This window comes from Pedobacter aquatilis, from assembly GCF_032678405.1.
Classification (GTDB): domain Bacteria; phylum Bacteroidota; class Bacteroidia; order Sphingobacteriales; family Sphingobacteriaceae; genus Pedobacter; species Pedobacter aquatilis_A.
Genome location: NZ_JAVTSJ010000008.1, coordinates 1 through 23623 on the forward strand (window position 1 = coordinate 1; position 23623 = coordinate 23623).

Below are 23623 nucleotides of genomic sequence, written 5' to 3' on the forward strand. Positions count from 1 at the left end.
AATTACAGACACCAAGCAAACCGATAACACAAAAATCAATACCCTTACCACAGCCAATGGAGAAACCGCAAAAGTCGTCCTCCCAGATGGCACCAAAGTTTGGCTTAACGCCGCATCATCCATCTCTTACCCTTCCTCATTCGCTGCAGCACCGAGACGCGAGGTAAGCTTGGTCGGCGAAGCCTACTTTGAAGCCGCACACGATAACAAACATCCCTTTGTTGTCAGTTCCGCCAACCAGACTGTAACCGTTTTGGGTACTCAATTCGACATCAGTGCCTACCATGATGACAATACCATAAAGACCACCTTACTCGAAGGAACTGTCCAGGTAAAAACTTCACCCAATCAAAACAGCAAAAACAATCCGAATGCCGGGACCCTGAACAAAAGCCAAGAGAACAGTCTAACTTTAAGTCCTGGCCAGCAATCTACCCTCACCAAAGCAGGCACCCTCATGACAAAAGAAGTTAAGCCCGAACTTTTCATCGACTGGAAAGAAGGTTATTTCGCATTCGACAAAGAGCCGCTCGGCAGCATCATGAAAAGAGTAGGACGCTGGTATGACGTCGAATTCATCTTTGACGATCCAACCATCAAGGATGAACGATTCTACGGAACCTTGAGCAGATTTGACAACCTCAATAAAATGCTCAACGCCATATCCAAAGGAAGCGAAGTCAACTTTAAGATTGAAGGTAAAATCATTAGGGTAAGTAGATAGCTATCTGAAAAAAAGCCAAACATTAAATATAATTAATACAAGAATGAATGGGGTTAACCACCCATTAAACAAAGTCAAACCAAAACCAAACAACATGAAGAAAAACAGAAAAGCTCCGCCAGCTTAGAAAAGCCAGTATACAAAAAAAGGACCAACAAAATGTTCAGTCCTTTTGCTAATCCGAAAATCGGATAAACCAAATTTTCTTAAACCAAGCCAAGTGCATGAATTGGACCTCAGCCACTTAAGCTTAAAAACTAGCAAGACAAATGTATATAAATTTTACTAGATATCTATATACGCCACCAGCGTATATACACAAATGGTTACTGATTATGAAACTAACCACATTTTTAACACTTATAACACTGCTTCAGGTAAGTGCTACTACCTTTGGACAACGGATATCGCTTGTTAAAAAAAATATCACCTTGAACGAAATTTTCTTTGAGCTTAAAAAGCAGACCGGCTACGATGTATTCATCTCTGACGACGTACTGAAATCTGATAAGAGAATTGATGTTTCGTTTTATCAAAGCAGCATTGCAGAGGTATTCAAAAGTATTGGAGGAGGTGAAGTAGATTTTCAGATAAACGATAACTTGATCATTGTGAAGAAAAAAGAGATTTCTTTTCTTAACACAATTTCGAGGTACTTTCAGAGCTTTGATGTACGGGGTGTGGTAAGGGACGATCAAGGTCGTCCCATTCCGGGCGCTACAATTAGAATAATTAGCTCACGCGCAGCGACGCTGACGGATGAACAGGGGAAATTTTTCTTGGCTAATTGTAATTCTGGTGATCGAATAATCATTACTTCAGTTGGTTTTGATGCCAAAGAAATCCTTGCTGAAAAGGATCTTGGAAACATTGTATTGAAAATTGCAACTTCTAAACTTGACGAAGTAATTGTTAAAGCGTATGGCACAACCTCTCAAAGGTTAAGTACGGGAAACATAAGCTCTATTAGCTCAAAGCAAATAGATAATAAGCCAATAAACAATTTATTACTCGCGCTACAGGGCGAGGTTCCTGGGATTGTGGTTCAGCAATCTTCAGGTAGTGCCAATAGTGGTGTAAGAGTTCAAATACAGGGAGTGAATAGCATGACTCGAGGTAATGATCCTTTATATGTAGTTGATGGAGTTCCTTATTTTTCTCAATTGTTACCAAGTTTTTCTGGAGGTGTTTTATCAACATCTGGTTCAGGTACCACCAATTCCAATTTTAACGCGAATGGAAACCCTTTAAATTTTATTAATCCCAACGATATAGAAAGTGTTAGTATTCTAAAAGATGCCGATGCTACTGCTATTTACGGGTCCAGGGCTGCAAATGGTGCGGTGCTTATTAGTACACGCAAGCCACATCCTGGTGAATCTATAGTTGACTTTGATGTTCAGCAAGGATTCGGAGAACAGCCAAAGTTCCTAAAAATGTTAAATCTTCAACAATATTTGGATTTAAGAAGGTATGCTTATTTTAATGTTGATAAACTGAGTTCCAATTCAGTTCAATATCCGAGTCAATACGATATAAATGGGATTTGGGAAACGAATAGAGAAACAAACTGGCAACAGGAACTTATTGGGGGAACTGCGAAATATACAAACTTGCAGGGGTCAATATCGGGTGGTAGCAGCTCAGACCAATATCTAGTAAGTGGAACTTATCATAGAGAAACTACTGTCATGAATCATTTTCCCGACTTGAATGACCAAAAAGGGTCTTTTCGTATTAATCTTCTCCATACAAGCAATAATCAAAAATTCAAAGCATTTTTCAATTTAATGTATATGCTCGACGTTGACCGGTTGCCCGCTCAAGACCTTACCGCAGTGGCATTAACGCTCGCACCAAATGCCCCTTCATTGTTTAACAACGATGGGACCTTGAATTGGCAGCCGAACAGTGCGGGCGCCTCAACTTGGACAAATCCATTATCAACAAATATCAACAACAAAAACAAAATTAAGACAACTAATTTGGTCAGTAGTATTTCATTAGGATATCAATTATCAAAACAAATTCGTTTCGACACTCAATTCAACTATACTGTAATGCGAATAGATGAATTGAAAACAACAGCCATCAATAGTGTTGCGCCAGAATACAGGGCTACTTATAAGGGAGATACTTTTTTTTCAAATGGTAATATTGGTTCTTTCAGTATCGAACCAACTATTTCTTATAAAAATGCCATTGGTCGTAGCAAATTAGACTTTTTACTGGGTTCGACTTATCAAAATCGCGGTATCAACCAACAGATTATTCGGGGGATAGGATACAGTAATGATTTGCTACTTGAAGATTTACAATCAGCTGGCAGCGTTGTTGCTCAGGGAACGACATTGACTCAGTATCGCTATGGAGGTGTGTTTGGACGATTCGGATACAACTGGGACGATCGATATCTGCTGAGCCTCAATCTAAGACGAGATGGCTCATCAAGGTTTGGGGGAAATAACACTATGCATAATTTCTGGAGTGCAGCTGGTTCATGGATATTTTCCAATGAATCTTTCTTGAAAATGCTAAAACCACTAATAAGCTTTGGAAAACTAAATATTAGTTATGGCACGACTGGAAATGACGCAATCGGTGAGTATCAGTATCTAAACCTCTATTATGCAGCGAGCTCACCTGTAAATTATCAAAATGTGGTTGGTCTAATTCCCGCGAATATTCCAAATCCTGACTTACAATGGGAAAAAACTAGCAAACTCCAAGGATCAATTGATATTGGAATTTTAAATGATAGAATCACCCTGAATACAACATTTTATCGAAATCGTACATCTAATCAATTATTGGCCTATTCACTTCCTAGTACAACTGGTTTTGGTTCCTTTACTTCGAATCTTGATGCAAAAGTCGAAAATTCTGGACTTGAAATTACCTTGGGAATATCTTTATTAAAGAAATCCGACATTCGTTGGACTACCAACTTCAATGCATCGACTGTTCGAAATAAGCTAGTCAGTTTTCCTGGTTTAGAAACTTCTCCGTATGCAAATCAATATCGGGTCGGTAGATCAATTTCGACGAACTTATACTATGGATATGCTGAAGTTAATCCTCAGACAGGCCTATATCAATATCTTAAAGCAAGCGGAGGATTTACTTCAGCTCCTAATTTTGCCACCGACAGAAATTCCGTCGTCGATTATATTGGATTGCCAACATTTACGGCCGGCCTAAGTAATAACATCGCTTTTAAATCTTGGCACCTAAGCTTTTTGTTAAGCTATGTAAAACAAATTGCTCGTAATTATCAATTTGGACGTTTACCAGGTACGCCGCTGATAAATCAGCCAGCCTACATCGATGGCAACTATTGGAAGTCGTCAGGAGATGTTGCAAGAATTCAAGTACCCAGCGCAGCGTACACCGTAACTGGATTAATACCCGCTTACTCCGCATTAGCAAACAGTGATGCAAGCTTGGGAGATGCTTCATACCTTTCCCTGAAAAACGTTTCACTCACTTATCAAGTTCCAGAACAATATTGTAGATCATTGAGACTAGATGGGATAAGTATATTCATGACCGCTCAAAATTTACTAAAGATTACGGACTTTAAAGGTTATGACCCTGAAGCTTTTAGCTTCAATGTGCTCGCCCCTTTAAGAATAGTTACTGCGGGAGTGAAGGTCAAATTATAAATTCTTAATTCGAATTACCATGAAATTATATAATCCAAAATCGAGATCTGGTTTGGCAATCAAATCACTCATTAAGCTAAAAATTCTAGTTCTAATATTCTTAACTAGCTCTATTTTAGGGTGTAAAAAAATACTTCAGGTGCCAGCTCCATTAAATTCGGTAAATGGGGAAAACGTTTACACATCTGATCAGACAGCGATTCAAGCGATCACCGCTATTTATGCTTCCCTAAGTGACGATAACCTAAACATTCGCGTAAATTACTACTCAAGTTTCTTTTTCTTTGCTGGCCTTTCTGCGGATGAGTTGGAACTTTATGACAGAAACTATTTGGATTGGTTTGCCTTCTATTCTAATACATTATCACCAAACAGCGGCCCTGGCGCAAGTTATTGGACTTCTACTTACTCGTTAATTTTTAGAGCCAATGCAGGGATTCAAGGGTTAAGTGCTAGCAAAACATTGAGTCCAGGAATTAGGAATCAACTATTAGGTGAAGCCTTGTTTTTGAGGGCCTACAGTTACTTCTTTCTGGTAAACACATATGGTGATATTCCCTTAATAACAGGAACTGATCCTAATATTAATCGGTTAATCGGGAGAACTTCTAGCGTAGAAGTTTACAAGCAAATTATTAAGGACTTGATTGAAGCTCAGGGATTATTAGGAAACAATTTCCTTGAAGGTGATCTAAAAACTTCTAAATCGAGCACCCCACGTGTGAGGCCTACAAAATGGGTAGCCAAGGCCTTATTGGCTAGAGTTAATCTGTATGCTGGCAATTATTCAGACGCAGTTTTGGAAGCTACAGGGGTGATTAATAACAACACCCAATTTAAGCTCGAGGAATTATCCAATGTTTTTCTAAATAATAGTCAAGAGGTTATCTGGGGACTGCAATCTGTAGGAAATGATTCAAATTCTGGTTTTAATGCTGGTGAGAGCCGTCTCATCCTTCCTGCTACTGGTCCTGGTACGTCTGGCGTCGACGGGATCTACCTTAGTGATTTTGTATTGAATTCTTTCGAGGCTGGCGATGGTCGTAAATCAAGTTGGGTTGGGACTATTACGACCTCCACAGGAAAAGTTTTTAGTTATGCTAACAAATATAAAGCACCTAGAACGCAAATAAATAATACGGAGTCACATGTGGAATTCCGTTTAGCGGAGCAATATTTAATACGTGCAGAAGCTAATGCCCAGCTCAAAAACATATCAGAAGCTGTACTCGATTTGAATATATTAAGAAACCGCGCTCGTTTGTTACCGTCAATAGCTATACCAAACCCTCTACCACCTTTGTCTAGCTCTTTAACGGGAGTTGATCTTTTAAAAGCTATAGAGCATGAAAGGCAGATTGAATTATTTACAGAGAATGGACATAGGTGGTTTGATTTGAAGCGGACTTCAGGTTTTACTAATCCATCTCTGACGAGAGCGGATGAAGTGCTACCTATTGTTTCCCGGGCAAAGGGCACGACGTGGAACAATTTTGCTAAGTTGTTTCCTATTCCTGAATCAGATTTGAGCGCCAATCCGAATCTAACTGGTCATCAAAATCCAGGTTACTGAAAAATATTATTTGTTCACGCTACTTCCGATTGTCAACAAAGTTTGAAAAAAGGATTGTAGTACGAGCCTTACGGTCATTAACCGCTATGTATAATCGTTTAACATTTTTGGAAATGCATCTGATTAAACTTGGTAATAATATTCATAGATTGTTTGAAAGTTTTCAAAACACCCGTAAGAACTTGATTTTTCTCCTAACTATTATGTTACATTTTATTTCAACTGAACTACATGAAAAATATTATATGCTTAGCATGGCTATTAATCTCAGCTTTAACTTCAAAACCGCAAACTCATGGGATAAACTTCGAACGTGCAGACTCTTGGAATGAAGTATTGAGAATGGCAAAAAGAGAGAAAAAAAACATATTTGTGGATTGTTTTGCGACTTGGTGTGGACCATGCAAAATGATGGATAAAGATGTATATGAGAATAATGATGTTGGAAAAATTATAAATTCAAAATACATCTCTGTAAAATTACAACTGGATCGTTCTGCACTTGACAACATCTACACGAGAAGTTGGTATTCTGATGCACAATTAATTATGAACACATACCAGGTTTCCGTATACCCGACGATGTTATTTATTGCGCCAGATGGAAGAATTCTATCAAAACTTAGCGGTTATCTAAATGCCGTAGAATTTATTAAACACAGCTTAGATGTATATGATTCAAAAACGAATTTTGAATATTTGGATAGCCTGTACAAAGATAACAAACTTGCTCTAACAGATTTCCGAAACTTCGCTGACAAAGCATTTGAGTTGGGTAAACCCAAATTGGGATGGGAAGTACGAGCGAGGTACAAAAGCGATTTTCTGGATAGATTGCCGTTAAATAAGCTTCTATCGTATGAATACTTAAATTATTTCCGACTAGTTCCTGAATTGTTAACATCTAAAGATAAACTTTTTAGAGTTTGCCTTAATCGACCTTATCGCGTTGACTCAATAATACGGGGTTTGTCACAGAACCTTGTTAAGGCGGTGATAACAAAGGAGCAAATCTATCATAAACTTTTTATTAATTCACATCCTTCGGGAGAAAAGCCAAATTGGCAGCTGATTAGCTCTAGCTTCAAAAAATATTATCCTTATGCTGATTGCGACGAGTATTTTTTAAAAGAGAAAATATCTTTATTGTTTCAACAAAGGATTATTGATTGGGAAGAATTTGCCAACTCAGTAGATAGCCTTAACAAAAAATATCCTGTTGATAGAAATGATATAATTGGACTTAAGTTGCAAAATAATTACGCATGGTATGGTCTGTTCTTAAATAGTAACGACAAGCATCTATTGGAACGTGCACTTAAATGGCAGGAGGAAGTGATTGCAAAATCAAAATTGAACGAATTTTTGGATACGAAAGCCAATTTATTATACAAGTTGGGCAGAACTATCGAAGCGATTGAAATTGAGAAATCAATTGTCGATAGCCGGATACACGAAATTGGTGCTGCAGCTACAAATCCAGAGGATGAATTTTATTCAACATTGCTAAAGATGAAAAATAATAAACCAACATGGAAGTAATTTTGATCATCATACTTTAAATCAAACATCACCTCAACTTAATCTTCGTTGTCTCGTAGAATTTGAAACTTTACATATAAAAATAGAACATATGCAAATAAAAAAGATATTAATCAAAGTAACTTTGCTTGCGTCAGTTTTTTTATTAAACACCAACTCAAAGGCTCAAAGTAATAAAATTATTGACAGTTTAGTCATCTCAAAATGGACGACCATTAATGATGCAAAAGTTTCACGCAGTGGAAAATTTTTCATATTTAGCTTGAGAGATGGTAAAATGAATCACAGCGAAAGTATAATTCTAAAATCCTATTTGGGAAAGTCGCTTCACAAGGCTGACAATACTTCGCTCGATGACGCTTTTTTTTCATCTGACAGTAATTTTTTGGTATATAAATCAGAAACTAATTTTTTTAAGGTTTTCGATATTATACGGGGTAGTTATGTCTTGAATGTCGAAGCACAGAAACTCGAATTTATCTCAGTTCAAGATAAGGAGTATGTTGTATATCTTAATTCAAATACACATCGGCTTTCGTTACAAGGGTTAACAGCATCAGATAAAAATCGAAAACTAAACGATTCAGTAGAAAATTACTGGGTTGATGGTGGAGTTCTTTGGTATTTACGAAATGCTGGCGGAAAAAATCGAGAGTTAGTGAAAATTCTATTTGATGAAGATAAAGAACGAGTCGTCTGGAGTGGTGAAGATTTCAGTAATTGCATCCCAGGCAATGATGGAAAGTTAATGATCCTGACAACTGGAAATCGAGGAACTATTTTGCTGTTAGATAAAAGCAGTGTGACGGCCACTAAACTGATTTCTGGGACAGATTTATCAACGCAAAGTAGCTCAAAAATAGATGAAATAGATTTCTTTTCGATGAGAGGGCGGTTCGTGGTTTTCACATTATCTACAGACAATTTGGTGAGAAAAAAAATTACGGGACCACAGTTGGATTTGTGGAGTTATCGTGATTCTCTACTCATGGACCAACAACTTGCGGAGATTCCTAATAACACAATTCTAAGGCAAAAGGTTGCGGTTGATATTGCAACTGGTGAAGTTAGGTATATATGTAATGTTGACGAATCAATCATCAGTTCAACGGAAGATGGAAAATTAGGGGTATTTTTGGTTGAACAAAAACATGGTGACAAGCATGAAGATCTGTGGAATGAAAATGGCCGCAGTACAATAACGTTTATTAATCTACTATCGAAATCATCGCACAGAATTCCCAAAATACAAAATGGTACATTTTCTAAGACTAAAAGATATATTACAGGTCACGGGAGTGCTTATGGAGGCAATTCAAGAACACTATTTTCATTTGATACATTTACGAGTACACTCGTTTCTGTTGACAGTTTACTATCGAATATCCTTCCATTTGATACCAATAATTATATTCCAAGACAATTTCTATCGCCAGAGTGGTTTGAGGACGATAAGTCAATGATAATCTCTTTTAGCAATGATAAAGATGATAGTCTCTGCAATGATTTGTTTCTAGTGGACATGACTGATTATCGTATAATTAATATCACTGGTGGTGAAGGATTGAGAAAAAATATTAGATTTCGGATAGCTCAAAATGTCAACATTGGCCATTTACGATTAGGACAGGAAATTGTTTTATCAGCACATGATAAAAATAATAAATTCTCAGGATTTTATTCAGTGTTATTGGGCAAGCCAAGTTCGCTATCCAAGCTTTTTATGGGCCCTTATTACTTTGAATCTATAAGTCGTTTCAATTATCAGAGCTCACCCAGATTTCTAGTCAAAAAGGGAGATGATCGAAACTCCAATAATTTTTTTATTTCGCGAAAGCTTACTGAATTTAGCCCAATTACATTTAATCATCCTGAAAGTAAGGTTCGGTGGCAATTTGGTAAAATTTTTGTCTACCATGGGAAAAATGGAATCATAAGGCAAACCACAGCATATTTTCCTGAAGATTTTGATAGCACTAAAACTTATCCAGCAATATTCCATTATTATGAAAGGTTAACTCAAAACACCTATAGGTCGAAAACACCTATGTTTTCAACTGGTGCTATTAATATCCCTTGGTTCACCAGTAGAGGTTATATAGTAATTACGCCCGATATTGAATTTGAGATAGGAAACACTGGCGAGTCGGCCCTGTCAGCTATTACTGATGCCGCAGATTTTTTTAAATCTAAATTCTGGATTAACGGTTCAAAGTTAGGGTTACAAGGGCATAGCTTTGGAGGATATCAAACAAATTATGTGTTGACGCATACAAATATATTTGCTGCTGCACTATCAGCTTCTGGAATTTCAAACCTGATAACTTGGTATGGTCAAATTTCAGGAGGCGGTTCGGGATTTCAATTCTTCATGGAGGGTAATCCGCTTCGATTGGCATCCACTCCTTGGGAGAGACCCGATTTATATATTAAAAATTCTCCATTATTTTTTGCAGACAAAATCTCAACTCCATTATTAATGATGCATTGTAAAAAAGATGGAGTGGCTCCTTTTTCACAAGGAATCGAATTCTATATGGCTTTGCGTCGCCTCGGTAAAATCGTTTGGCTTTTACAATATGATAATGGCAATCATCTTGTGTTTGGTGAAGATTCATATGACTATACTACTAGAAGTCAGCAGTTTTTTGATTATTATCTAAAAGACACATCTGCACCACGATGGATGGTACAGGGAATTCCAGCAACTTCAAAGGGGAAGTCATTAGCAACAGATCTCATGCCAAACGGTGTTACTCCTAGGGGCAGCTCTAATACTAAACCAGATACACTGAAGATTAAAGAGTACTCTAGGAAGCCTTTTCAAGATAAAGTAATCGAAACAAAATTAAATGAATAAAGTATTTCTTAAAGTCAGGGTAAACCGATATAAAAATTATAGCAATTTGAAACTAAAATAAGTACGCATAATCGATTTTTTCAGGACACTGCATGATAGTTTGAGATAAAGTTTTTAAGATATCACCATTGATTTTATCATAAGATTAATAGTGATAGCAGACTTAATTGGTAAATGAGATCATGAATTCCAACCTGGGTTGGTGTTTTCTGCATAACTGACAAAGTATCCAAAATCAGTGATCAACCAGAGGTGGCAAAGGAATTGCAGGAAGGGGTTACAAGAAATTTGAATTTTACTCTTACTATTTCGTGACTTACAGCTTTATGCCTAGGATCTTATTTAGGATCGTTTGTTTTTACAAACAGACTCATTACAGCTATTAAATAATTATGAAAATAGGTTTCATCATTTGGTTGCTTTTATTTATGTTATTTCAAACAGAGGCAAATTGTCAGTCTTTTCATCGCGCGAAATTAAATCAAATACTACCAATTGCATATAATAGCGTTTTGCACAGCGCTGCCCAGTTTCCCTCCTTCCAAAAATCCATCATCCTCAACACTCACAAAACCCTTTCCTCGGCGCACCTAACGATCACCGCCCTAGGCCTATACGAACCTTACCTAAACGGCAAAAAAATATCCAAGGACTATTTTGCCCCAGGATGGAGGAACTATACCCAAACCCTCAATTCCCAAACCTATAACCTCACCAAACAAATCAAAAAACAAAATACCTTAAGCATCCTATTAAACCCAGGTTGGTACAGCGGTCCCTTTGGCGCGGACAAAACTCCAAACCATTACGGCAACCAGCCCGCTTTCTGCTGCAGCTTAACCCTAAAATACACCGACGGCAGCACCCAAACCATTAGCAGCGGCAAGGACTGGACCGCCACGACATCCTACATCAAACAATCCGATTTTTACGACGGCGAACTCCAGGACACCCGACCAAAAAGGCTTACCAAAATCGGCATCCAGGAAATGCAGGCACCCAACATCAAAATCACCCCATCCGTCGCACCTCCGATTCAAACCCACGAGACCTTTGGCATCAAAAAACACTGGGAAGACCAAAATAACAACACCATCCTTGACTTCGGCCAAAACCTAGCAGGCTTCGTGCGCTTAGCCATCAAAGGCAGGGCAGGAGACACCCTATTTGTCCGACACGCTGAAACCCTTGATGAAAATGGAAACTTCTACACCGGAAACCTCCGCCTCGCCAAAGCCACCGACACCTACATCTTAAACGGAAAACAACAAACCTTAGCACCACACTTTACCTACCACGGTTTCCGCTACGCCAGCATACGCATCAGCCCAGCTAAACCTGATAACAATAATCAAAGCAAAAATAATAAAACTGAAACCCCAAATCAAAACTTAACCAACAGCGCAACATCCCCTAACACCCTTAAGGGTACCCTAAGCCAATATACCCCTGCCCATAAAAATAACTTTAAAACAAACAACCCTAACCCCCAAAACACTACCCAGCACCAACACACCCTAGTCAATAAAAATTTCAATCTTAAAAAATCTCCAAAAAAAACATCCCCACCAAAACCTTCTTTATTATTGCTCAATCCCCAAACCACCCTTAGCCTTGGCCAAACCCAGTCCGTCGCCCTATACTCCTCCCTAAACCCTGCCGGCACCTTCACCAGCTCCAATCCCCTCATCAACAAACTCCAATCCAACATCCTATGGAGCATGAAATCAAACTTCATCTCTGTCCCAACCGACTGTCCACAGCGTAGCGAACGGTACGGTTGGACAGGCGACGCCCAAGTCTTCTTTAACACCGCCGCCTACAACAAAGACGTTAACACCTTTTACAAACAATACCTCCAAAACATCTTAACCGATCAAGGCAGTAATGGCGGCATGCCCAACATCATCCCCGACTTTAAAAGCCCTAACAAAGGCCCTAAAGGCGGCACCGCCGGCTGGGGAGATGCCGCCGTACTCATCCCATGGAGACATTACCAGTTTTATGGCCAAAAAGACATCCTGAAAGCCCAATACAACAGCATGAAAGCCTGGGTCGACTACATTCGCTCCAGAACCCAAAACGGACTGTGGTTAGATAAAGGCTATGGTGACTGGTACGCGCAAGGCGATTCCACCTCACTTCCTTACATCAACCAGGCTTATTACGCTCATTCCTGCGCCGTTGTGGCCAAGGCTGCTGGAGTATTGGGTAAAAAGACAGACGCTGAAACTTATACTAAACTGGCTGAGGAAATTAAGCATAAATTCAATACCGAGTACGGGGACTTTAGTACCAAAGCCACCCGCACCCAAACCGCATACCTGTTGGCCTTAGAATTTGAGCTATTGCCACTCGACAAAAGACAGGCTGCTGCCGATGCGCTGGCCACGAGCATCTGCGCCAATGGTGGCCGGCTTGCAACCGGTTTCCTGGGAACACCATTCCTGCTACCCGTACTCAGCCGTTACGGTTACGGCAAGCTCGCTTACGATTTACTGCTGAGTCAACAAATGCCTTCCTGGTTATACCCCATCACCAAAGGCGCTACCACCATCTGGGAGAAATGGGATGCGATAGGGGAAGATGGGAAACCAAAGGAATGTTCGCTAAATCATTTTGCATATGGCGCAGTAGGGGAATGGTTCTATACCGGCATGGCCGGTATAAAAGCGACTTCACCTGGATTTAAGACCGTGGAGATATCGCCAGTGATTGATGAGCGGATGAAATGGGTGGATGTGCGGTTTAAAAGTCCGCAGGGGGAGATCAGGGTGAAGTGGAAGGTGGTGGGGAAGCGGGTGGTAGCGGATTTTCAGATTCCAAAGGACATAATTTCAGTATTTGTGTTTCCAAAACAAACAACTCAAGTGACGAGGAAGGTGCCTTTGAAAACTGGGTGCTCACAATTTTTGTTTTATATCTGATTCATGGAATATTCTATTTTCATATTTGATCGAATCGACATATCGGTTATCTTTAAAAGTTGAATAGATGCACCAGAAAATAATCTACAACTTTTAATTTACTCTCATCACGCTAACGAAGCCATGAAAGAAGATATCATTCCCTTTATACGATCAAAAGATTATAAATTCATAAAAGACATTGGTCATGGCGGTTTAGGAAAAACCTATTTAATTGAAGATGAACTTATTGGAGAGAGATTCGTCTGTAAAAAGTATAAGCCGATGTATGATGAACACAAGGAGCTATATTTTGACCACTTTGTAGAGGAAATAAAATTACTACACCTACTATATCATGTGAATGTAGTTCGGGTGTTTAATTTTTATCTCTATCCGGCTCAGAAAACCGGGTACATATTGATGGAATACGTTAATGGACAAAACATTAATGCATTCATTTCCTCAAATCCAAACAAACTAGATGATATATTTCTACAAGTTATATATGGCTTTCGTCATCTCGAAGAGCATAAAATCCTTCATCGAGACATTCGACCTGAAAACCTAATGGTATCGAAAGAAGGATATCTAAAAATTATAGATTTCGGGTTTGGGAAAAAGATTTTGGTAAATGAAGATTTTGACAAAAGCATTTCCCTCAATTGGAGATATGAGATCCCTTTAGACTTTAGAAGAAAAATTTATAATTACGCTACCGAAATTTATTTCATTGGAAAATTATTCGAAGAAATTTTGAATGAAAATGGAATAGCTGAGTTTGCCTACGCAAACGTGCTGGAGAGAATGTTACCAATTGATCCTGATAAACGTGTAGATTCTTTTTTTGAATTGGAAAGATTGCTGATAGAAGGAGGGACGTCAGGTTTGGAATTCTCAGATGAACAAAAGATTGTCTATAGAAATTTTGCGATTGATGTCAGTAAAATCTATTCTAAAATAGAAACGAATGCAGAGTATGTTAAAGAACCTATCCAGATTATTAAGTTTTTAGATGAAGTTTACTCTAATACGATGCTGGAAACAACAGTTCAAAATGTTCAATCTATCTCAAGATGTTTCGTAAAGGGAGCATACTATTACAATCATTCGGCTGAAATTATCGTCGATGATCTCGGGAATTTCTTGATGATGATGAAGAAGATGGGGCCCGAGAGACAAAAAATCATTATAAATAATCTTTGGCAAAGACTTGATCGCATACCTCGTTATACGGATGAAGTTTATCCAGATGAGGATGATCTTCCATTTTAAGCAGTGCTTCTAGCTTTCTTACTTATCCTAGAAAGACTTTGAACCAACTATTTTCTTTTTCTTAAAAAAATTATACATTTATCAATATTAAACTATTAATTCTCTCATGCCAATATTATATCTAGATAATTTTAGAGGTTTTAGTTCAAAATATTTGCACCTAAAGCATATCAATTTTTTTGTTGGTGAAAATAGTACAGGTAAGACTTCTATTTTAAAACTGCTTGGAATTTTATCCTCGCCAAGTTTTTGGAGACATAACGTTTTCGGAGAAGATAGTGAAGGTACGAGTCTTGGAACTTTTTCTGAGATTGTATCAGCTTTAACAAGTAGAAGTTATTTCGAGATCGGCCTAATCGATTTTAAAAAAAACGAGGCAGAAAAAGTTTGTGCATATAAATTTCGCTTTATCGAAGGAGAAAAATTCCCATCAATAAAGGAATTCAAATACATAGAAGATGGCTTAGAACTACAAGCAACTATTGAGGGGGAGATTCTTAAGTATCGATATATTCTTTCCGAACATATTAGTATCGAAAGCGATCAGGATGAGGAGATTTTCAAAAGGTGGATTGAGAGTAATAATTTAATAGATAAAGCATTTAAAAGGGTTGTGTCGGACAGTAAGTCTTTAACACAGATAATCTTCCAACTACAAGCGCTAATCAATTTCGAACAACGTATCCATACACCGAATTCGGAGCCATCAAATTCTCGGAGGATTGGATTTCCAAGTATTTTGAATATGATGGCATGGTTCGCGCCGACAGTTGCCTCTCCCAACAAAACATACACTCAACAACAATTAGTTTTTGTGCCGACAGGTAGTCATATTCCTTCAGTCCTACAGGATATTATGCCTAATCCAGATGTTAAAAAAATATTATCAAGATTCGGACAAGATAGCGGACTATATGATAGTATAGAAGTTAAAAATTTATCACCTAATCAGGCAGTATCGGCTAGGCTGTCGGAAATTGAACAAAACGCATTTGAAATTCAATTCTCTCTAAGTAAGACAAGCCATCAAATGCTAAACATCGTAAATGTTGGTTACGGCGTTTCGCAGGTTCTACCATTAATTGTGGAGGCAATCGCTCGACCAGATAACACTTGGATAGTTGCACAGCAACCAGAAACTCACTTACACCCAAAAGCTCAAGCAGCTTTAGGAGAATTCATTCATAAAACTCATGTGCAGGATAATCAAAAATTTGTCTTCGAAACCCATAGCGATTACATTATAGATAGGTTTCGGCTCAGGTTGAACGCAGCATACAAAAATAGTGACGCAAAAGGTATTGGCATAAGCCAAGTTGTTTTTTTTAGCAGATCAGAGCATGGTAATGACTTCAATATAGTGAAAATCGCCCCTGATGGTTCGTATGATGACAATCAACCTGAAAATTTTCGAGATTTTTTCTTAAAGGAGCAACTCAATTTACTAAGATTTTGATATGTGTATCGTCATTGACACCAATAGCTTAGCAGCAGTATTTGATTCCAATTCGGCCAATCATTCGGCGTTTAAGCCGTTGTATGATTGGATTGTTAACGGAAAAGGCATGGTTGTCTATGGAGGAACAAAATATCTCGCTGAAATACAAAAATATGTGGGAGTCTTCAATGAGTTGAAGAAGCAAAATAAAGCGGTTAAAATAAACGATGAGGCTGTTGACGAAATGGAGCTAACGGTATCCAAGCAAGTCGTGCATGTTGATTTTGATGATCAACATCTCATTGCATTACTAATGGTTTCCAAAACAAGGTTAATCTGCTCCCTTGACCAACGAGCATATAAATTTTTCAAACACCAACAGTTCTTTAGTCGTGCTAGCGATAGACCAAAAATTTTTAGAGGTACACCTAAAAACAAAACGCTACTAGCCGACAACAACATTGCAGACATCTGCAAAAAATGTAAAATAAAATAATCAAAATAAATTAACAAACTCAACACAATTATGGGGAGCACAGGATCAGGATCATTTTCCGATTATTCCAAACGGAAAACAACTCAGCCACACGATAATGGCGGTACAAGTGGCATTGATAAATGCGGAAAGGGTTTCGCAGCTAATCTGGAAGAAGTAAGTAGATGTTTTTATTTCATGAACCATGGGGCTGTTCCCTCAGCTGGTGGAGGAGTGAAACTTGCCTTTAATGGTAGTAGACTCGTCGTTGAAACCGCATTAGGTGAAGAAATAGGTTATTTGCCCACAAGATATAATTACTTGCGTACTTGTTTAGACGATGGCTATACGTACGGCGGTTCTATCTCAAGTTCAAAAAACGCACCCACGCCAAGTGTTTTAGTTGACATTGTACCTCTGTAATGTCAAAAGTACTTTTAATAGGAGATATTGTTGTAGATGTAACGCTCAAATCAAATCATCATGCAACTAAGTTAAGACTGGGTGGAATCGTACATGCAGCCAGAGGTCTTTGGGCCCAGAATATCCCATATACGGTGGGATATATTGCCCCAAATTATCTTGATAATCAGATCCTAGATTATCTGAAAGCACATGGTTGCGAAGAAGTGGTTAAAATTGGATCGGTAAGCGGGGCACCATATGTATTTTTGATTCAAGAACCTAAGGAAATTGGCGATCAAGGTTATGAGTTTTTATTGCGCGAAGAGATTAAAGTAAAACTAATTGAAGAAGCTATCGATTATTTGGGTAAAAAAAGTTTTTTGGAGACGTTGTTAATTTCCGGGAATTATAAACAAGCGCATGTCTTAGCTAAAATCACTGGAAATATTCATATGGATGTGGCAAATAATATAGCAGATTTAGATTTTCTCGCAAACCTAAAGCGTAAGGTTGATACCATATTCTTATCCACCTCATCTGCGATGTTCCAAAAATATTATCAAAATAATTTCAATGATTTCACAAACCTGTTTGAACCATATGCTAAAAAAATTGTACTGAAGGAAAACAGAGGCGGAAGTCGGGGATTCGAGTTTGAAACAAATGAATTATTTCTTGCTGCTGCTCAAACCGGCCCGATCCAGCATTCTGTTGGTGTTGGTGATGTTTTTGACACCTGTTTCATATCTAATCAATCAAGTATGTCGAATACAAATGCATTGGTGTTATCATCATGGATTGCTTGCGAATATGCGTCGACAACTTTTCCAGATGATTTTAAAAAAGCTGTTGAGCGAACAATGAAGTCAAATATTACAGAATTAGGAAACTTAGGTGGTGTTTCGCTAGCATGGGAGGAGCGGCAAAATATAAATATATATATCGCTGCTCCTGACTTTGATCATGTTGATAAAACGCTTATCGATTTAGTTGAAAACAGCTTGTTATATCATAACTTTCAACCTAGACGTCCAATTGTGGAAAATGGGCTTATGGAAGCTGGTGCAGATAAAAGGCGAAAGCAAGATCTATTCGGAAAAGATATGACTCTGTTGAAATCTTGTTCGATATTGGTCGCAGTACTGCTATATAATGATCCAGGTACGCTAATTGAAATTGGTTTAGCCTCGGCGATGGGGATGCCAACATTTGTTTTTGATCCCTATAGCCAAGCTGAAAATTGTATGCTTACTGAATTACCTCAACTTATCTCAAGTGATTTTGATGAAATCTTATCTGAAATTTTTATAGCAAGTACAAAATTAAAAACTAATGAAAAGTAGAGACGGAGTTCTATTGGCTTCTGGGGGATTGGATTCCACTACTATGGCCTATTGGTTAGCTGATAAAGGTATAAGTTTTGTTCCATTATTTTTAAATTATGGTCAGCACTGTGCAGATACCGAATTTGAGACGTTAAAAAATGTTTTACCGGAATCTTACAGGGATAAAATTGAATATGTTGACATTCAGTCTATTTATGCCAAATCGAAGTCTCGTTTTATTAGCCCGGCAAATCTTTGGGAAGAGGAAATTGTCGCTGACGACTTATATATTCCTTACAGAAATGTATTAATGTTAACAATTGGTGCTACCTTTGCTCAGAATTTAGGCTTGTCAAATGTTTATTCAGCTTTTATTAATAGCAACCATGCTAAAGAGATCGATTGCTCGAACGAATTTTTTGATAAGATGGAGAATATGTTAACAGACTACGGATCAGTGAAAATTAATATGCCCTTTAGATATTTTTCCAAATATGAGGTTGCCAAACTCGGGATTGAACTTGGTGCTAATATTGGCGCGACGTTTTCCTGCCAGGCATCTCCTGTCATTCCTTGCGGCGCGTGCCCGAATTGTGTTGATAGACTAGAAGCGATCAGGCAAATAGAGTCAGAATAGTAGTATGGAAATAGTTTTTGAAGCTAGAAAGTTAGCCAATTACATTGGTGGCCTTGAGGCCTTTGAAACCGTACATGTGGAATCAGAATTTTGTTATCATCATATTGGCGCGCTGTTCGTCGATATCACCTTGCAAGCTGGACTGAATTATAATTCTGTGGTTAAGCCCCGTGTGCAGCGGGTGCTACTAAAATATCCTGAGGCTAATACGGTGCTGAAATTTCGAGACGCAATTGAAGTTGCTGGACTGGAAAAAATGATCAGATGGAAAAATAATATTAAGATTAATAGACTGGAGCGGCTGATTGAATTTGCTTTGCAAAACCAAATCAATACCTGTGCAGACTTCAAACTTTTCTTGATGAATAAAACCAACCGAGACACGTTTCAAAAATTAAATGGCGTGGGACCAAAAACGGTTGATTACACGTTAAAGCTTCTAAATTTTGATACCGTGGCGGTAGATAGACACATTTACGCTTTTGTTGAATTGGCTGAGGTGAAATCGGAGAGTTATGCATTTACAAAGAAAGTTGTCGAATTTGCAGCTGATTTTCTGCAAATTTCTAGGTCTTCGATGGACTACAGTATTTGGAGATATATGTCGAATGCGGAAAGACGTTTGGTAAGAGATAACTCTCAGCTTACTTTAGTGTTTTAGGACGGAACATAATTTAAGTTTACTTAATGCTAATTGGATTCATTCAAATACTACCGTAATAAGTTGCATTCACCAGCAGTATCAGGATACATATTGCATATTTCAAAATCAAAATTTTTAGAAATGAGTTTAGCCAAAATTTGCTTCTACTAAAGTTTTTCATCTCATTTTTTTTAAAAAATTCATTACTAGCTCCAATAATATACTGCCGCGTTAGAAAAATATCAACGAAACATCGAATACATCCAAACTTCATTTGAAACTTGACGATTTAGGCATACTTTCATATTTCCAGTATACTCTCAAATGACGAAATCCATTGGGTTGAAAATAATACCCAAACTACCATAGCCAAAAATGTTCTGTTCTGAGGTAAGATTTTCATAACCCTATTTGTATAAATCGATAGCTGCATAATTTATAATTAGGAATTTCCTAGCCACCAAGTTTCCCGCCATTTTTGTATAAATTGTTAGTAAAATCCACTTTCATCAAAAGTAAATACTAACTATCTTAGCTCATTAGCTAAATTAACATGAACAAACACATCTCCAAAATCACCAGCAAAAGCATAAAGCAAAGTGGCCTGCCCACAGACTACAAAAAAGCCATTGCCGAATACATATGGAACAGCTTCGACGCCGGCGCCACTGAAGTAGCGCTAGACTATCAAGGAAACGAACTCGGACGGCTTGAATCCTTCAGCATCAGCGACAATGGCCAAGGAATTAACATCGCTACTTTGAACGAAACCTTCGGCAACTTTCTGGACTCCAACAAAAGAGAACTTTTGAACCAAAATACCTTCCAGAAAGGCCGAAAAGGAAAGGGAAGGTTCGCCTTTAGCCTCTTTGCTAACCAGGCCATCTGGAAAACCCGCTTCAAAGGACCAGAAGAAAAAACCTTAAGCTACCAGATCAACATCAGCAATGCGCAACTCCAGGTTTACGAAACCAGCGATACCACCATTGCTAAAGACAAAAACACCGGTACCAACGTATCTTTTTACGACATTTTCGATCTTTCGGCAAACTCGTTATCCAATACTGCATTCATCGACTTTCTAGCCAGCGAATTTGGTTGGTATTTGTTTTTAAACCGGGATAAAAATTACCAAATTACCATCAGCGGCGAACCAGTCGCCTACCAGGACCGCATTGCCGATAGTGAAGAACAGACCATCGCAATTGGCGAAGATGAATTCAAGATTGTTTTCCTGCGCTGGGACCAGAAGATAGGAGATAAGTACTTTTTCTACTTTTTAAACCAAAAGCAAAAAGAGCAAGGCAAAAAACATACCCTGTTTAACAATAAAGCCATTGAGTTCCACCATTCCCTATACATCAGCTCGCCCTTTTTTGACAGCTTCCATGAAACCAAAAATGAGCAACCTGTTCTTGGCGGATTTGAAAAAAACCAATTGCACCCCAGCTACAAGGTCCTGCTGAAATCCTTAAATGCCATTGTATCCAGAAAAGAAAAAGACTATATCCGAGACATTGGGGCAGCAAAGCTACTAGTAGACTATCACCAAAAAGGCATTTTTCCGGATGCTAAAGACCGTGCGCCGGAACTAGAGCATACCATAAAGGAACTCTACTGCGCGGAGCCAAGGGGATTTCAAAGTTCGAACTTGCAGCAAAGCAAAATGATGGTTGGCTTAATCAACCTCCTGCTTACTGGTGAAAAAAAAGACCCGGTATCCGTGCTTCTGCAAAACTTAACAACACCAGTTGATGGAGAAACCGAGCACATAGCTCATCAATAACATGTCAAACATTAGCAACCGGCCGCCAGATTATTACATCAGTACGAGTGAAATCATCGAAGATTTTCGTGAACACCTAAAACCAGCCTATAATAAAAGAATCTTGTTTTCCGCACCTTTTGGCGCGGGAAAAACCTATTTCTTAGAGCAGTTTTTCAAAAGTGCGGATGACTATATAGCCGTTAAACTTTATCCCGTTGATTACAGCGTTTCGAGCAATGAGGACATATTCGAGCTAATAAAGCACGATTTACTAGCTTATTTGATGGAAAACTTCAGTGCGGAAATTGCCCTTGACAAGCAAGATGTTGACCTGCTAATGGCAGGGAAACTTTGGCTGGAGTCAAAACTGGATATTTTTCCATTTCTGCCAGCATTAGCAAAACTAGTTCCCGGGGCTGAGGGTATCGCTGAACTCACCGCCGAGCTTAGAAAGACCTTCGCTCAAATCAAAAAGTATAAAGCAGATTTGGACCAGGATGAATTAGAAGTTATTGTAAAATACCTTGCCCAAGAAAAACTTCGCGCGGGCTCTATCAGGGAAATGGACGGGATCACCGGCTGCATCAAAGAATTTATCCAACGAATCCGAAAGGCAAAGCAAGGTAAAGAAATTATCCTCATCATCGATGATATGGATAGGCTAGACCCCGATCACATCTTTAGGTTGTTTAACATATTTACCGCACACCACGAGAGTCAAACAGAAGAGAATAAATTTGGCTTCAATAAAGTTGTTTTTGTCTGTGACATTGTCAATATTCAGCATATTTTTGTTCACAAATATGGTCCAATGGTTGACTTTCAAGGTTATATCAATAAATTTTACTCTACCGAAATTTATAAGTTTGATTTTCGCGAGTACTTGAGCGAGAACTTGGCTACTTTCTTCACCAACAATGTCATGACCAATATGGGCCATGATATCCAGGCCTCCCCGAATTCCATCTACAACATCTCTAGCCGCGAACCTAAATTTGCCGATATCTTGCAGTACATGATGAAGGGACTCATCACCATCGATTCCATCAAAGTACGCAACTTTACCAAGCTCAGCACGTATGAATACCCCATGGGGCAATTTAGAATTTCAAGTGGCCGGACTTTTTATGATCGCGATTTCCCATTTCTGGTTTTAATACACGTGCTGAGACAATTCTACCCTCGCATAGAAGATCTGCCAGCTGAACTCCTGCGCCTCAGTAAAGAATTTAAATCGGACTATGGTCAAGCCGAAGAAGACCCCTATAATGATGCTAGCGCCAAATTGTTGATCCAGTGGGCAGTACCTTTTATAACCGCAGACTATCAGGTATTAAATCAGATAGATAAAGTTGAGCAGATCAAATTTCAAATTGTAAATGAGCATAATAAGCTGGTGAAAGGTGAATTAAACCGCTCAATGGAAGGTTATTACAATATTGGGAAGCTGGTGACGAGCTCTTTGGACGGAAAACTTTATGTCAAACGGCCCAATCCTTACTGGTACCTTCAACAGGCACTTTCGAATTGCCTGAAAAACGGTATCGTTCGCGACTGATGATAAAAATTAGTATGCTCAAATCTTGAAGATTTCAGCTATGTATTTTAAAAACCGCAGTCCCTTCCGCTGCGGTCCATGTGTTTTGCTTTGCTCATCATAGCCTAACATTGCTGACATGATCACAACCATAATAACAAAACCAACAATAAAATAATCTTAATTTACGCTCGACTTTAGCCGATTCACAGCAAACCGACACATATGGACATCAAGCAACAACTGACCGAGGCGCTGAAGCTTTGGGGATATACAATCAACGAGCTAGAGGGAATGAACCTTTTTTTTGAAGGTCAAAACCTGAACAATCAGTTTTTTAGAAGAATGATGCTAAAGAATTTCTTTTCTATCATAGAAGCATACCTATACATTAGCCGAGAACTCGTGCTCATCAAAGCCCTGGTGGATGGAGAACAACAGTCTTTACACTGGACAGAAAAAGCAATACTGAATGAACAGAAAGTTGGGTTAAATCAAAAAGGAGAGATAATGCTAACCGATAGTTATCAAAATTTCATCCCTTCTCTCAGGTTTACCTTGAATATATTTGCCAAAACATTTAGCGCCTCGACGCCGGATTTTTCTGATGTAAAGTTTAACCACTTGCAAACCATGGTCAAAAGAAGAAATGAAATCACCCACCCAAAATCGTACGAGCAGGTAAACATTAAGGACGAAGAGATCAAAAATCTAATTCCGATGTTCGCCTGGTTTATGAAATTGCATGGTGAGCTAAATGTTGGCTTTCGCGATTGGCTAGCGGAAACCTGGCCCCAGTTATAATTTTTTTGAACGAAGGGGTTTGTAATTACAAATTCGAATAAATTTG

General features: G+C 38.5%; 16 protein-coding genes. All 16 read left to right on the top strand.

Going from position 1 to position 23623, the window contains the following annotated elements; all coding sequences use genetic code 11:
• Window positions 1-724, top strand: a 724-nt coding sequence (locus R2R71_RS19285; RefSeq protein WP_316832919.1) for a FecR family protein, incomplete at its 5' end; no start/stop codon positions are given.
• Window positions 725-1059: 335 nt separating this feature from the next.
• A complete protein-coding gene (locus R2R71_RS19290) occupies window positions 1060-4389 on the top strand; it encodes a SusC/RagA family TonB-linked outer membrane protein (RefSeq protein ID WP_316832920.1) in 3330 nt (1109 codons plus the stop codon).
• A gap of 19 nt (window positions 4390-4408) precedes the next feature.
• On the top strand, window positions 4409-5962 hold the full coding sequence (locus tag R2R71_RS19295; protein WP_316832921.1) for a RagB/SusD family nutrient uptake outer membrane protein: 1554 nt from the start codon (window positions 4409-4411) through the stop codon (window positions 5960-5962).
• A 231-nt stretch (window positions 5963-6193) separates the two neighbouring features.
• Window positions 6194-7504, top strand: a complete 1311-nt coding sequence (locus R2R71_RS19300) for a thioredoxin family protein (RefSeq protein WP_316832922.1) — start codon at window positions 6194-6196, stop codon at window positions 7502-7504.
• 91 nt (window positions 7505-7595) lie between these two features.
• Entirely contained in the window at window positions 7596-10364 is a 2769-nt protein-coding gene (locus R2R71_RS19305; RefSeq protein WP_316832923.1) for an alpha/beta hydrolase family protein, read from the top strand.
• Window positions 10365-10756: 392 nt separating this feature from the next.
• Window positions 10757-13291, top strand: a complete 2535-nt coding sequence (locus tag R2R71_RS19310; RefSeq protein WP_316832924.1) for an alpha-L-rhamnosidase — start codon at window positions 10757-10759, stop codon at window positions 13289-13291.
• A 123-nt stretch (window positions 13292-13414) separates the two neighbouring features.
• A complete protein-coding gene (locus R2R71_RS19315; RefSeq protein WP_316832925.1) occupies window positions 13415-14545 on the top strand; it encodes a protein kinase family protein in 1131 nt (376 codons plus the stop codon).
• 106 nt (window positions 14546-14651) lie between these two features.
• Window positions 14652-16001: an AAA family ATPase gene (locus tag R2R71_RS19320; protein ID WP_316832926.1), complete on the top strand. Its 1350-nt coding sequence runs from the start codon at window positions 14652-14654 to the stop codon at window positions 15999-16001.
• Between the two features lies 1 nt (window position 16002).
• Window positions 16003-16479 carry a hypothetical protein gene (locus R2R71_RS19325; protein WP_316832927.1) on the top strand — a complete coding sequence of 159 codons (477 nt, stop codon included), beginning with the start codon at window positions 16003-16005 and terminating at the stop codon, window positions 16477-16479.
• A gap of 30 nt (window positions 16480-16509) precedes the next feature.
• On the top strand, window positions 16510-16881 hold the full coding sequence (locus tag R2R71_RS19330) for a hypothetical protein (RefSeq protein WP_316832928.1): 372 nt from the start codon (window positions 16510-16512) through the stop codon (window positions 16879-16881).
• On the top strand, window positions 16881-18206 hold the full coding sequence (locus R2R71_RS19335) for a nucleoside 2-deoxyribosyltransferase (protein ID WP_316832929.1): 1326 nt from the start codon (window positions 16881-16883) through the stop codon (window positions 18204-18206). The genes R2R71_RS19330 and R2R71_RS19335 overlap by 1 nt, the downstream gene beginning before the upstream one ends.
• The gene (locus R2R71_RS19340) at window positions 18196-18825 is read left to right on the top strand and encodes a 7-cyano-7-deazaguanine synthase (RefSeq protein WP_316832930.1); all 630 of its coding nucleotides are present in this window, start codon (window positions 18196-18198) and stop codon (window positions 18823-18825) included. The genes R2R71_RS19335 and R2R71_RS19340 overlap by 11 nt, the downstream gene beginning before the upstream one ends.
• 4 nt (window positions 18826-18829) lie before the next feature.
• The gene (locus R2R71_RS19345; RefSeq protein ID WP_316832931.1) at window positions 18830-19486 is read left to right on the top strand and encodes a hypothetical protein; all 657 of its coding nucleotides are present in this window, start codon (window positions 18830-18832) and stop codon (window positions 19484-19486) included.
• A 535-nt stretch (window positions 19487-20021) separates the two neighbouring features.
• On the top strand, window positions 20022-21254 hold the full coding sequence (locus R2R71_RS19350; protein ID WP_316832932.1) for an ATP-binding protein: 1233 nt from the start codon (window positions 20022-20024) through the stop codon (window positions 21252-21254).
• Between the two features lies 1 nt (window position 21255).
• On the top strand, window positions 21256-22794 hold the full coding sequence (locus R2R71_RS19355) for a P-loop NTPase fold protein (RefSeq protein ID WP_316832933.1): 1539 nt from the start codon (window positions 21256-21258) through the stop codon (window positions 22792-22794).
• A gap of 204 nt (window positions 22795-22998) precedes the next feature.
• A complete protein-coding gene (locus R2R71_RS19360) occupies window positions 22999-23577 on the top strand; it encodes a hypothetical protein (RefSeq protein ID WP_316832934.1) in 579 nt (192 codons plus the stop codon).
• Window positions 23578-23623: the final 46 nt, after the last annotated feature.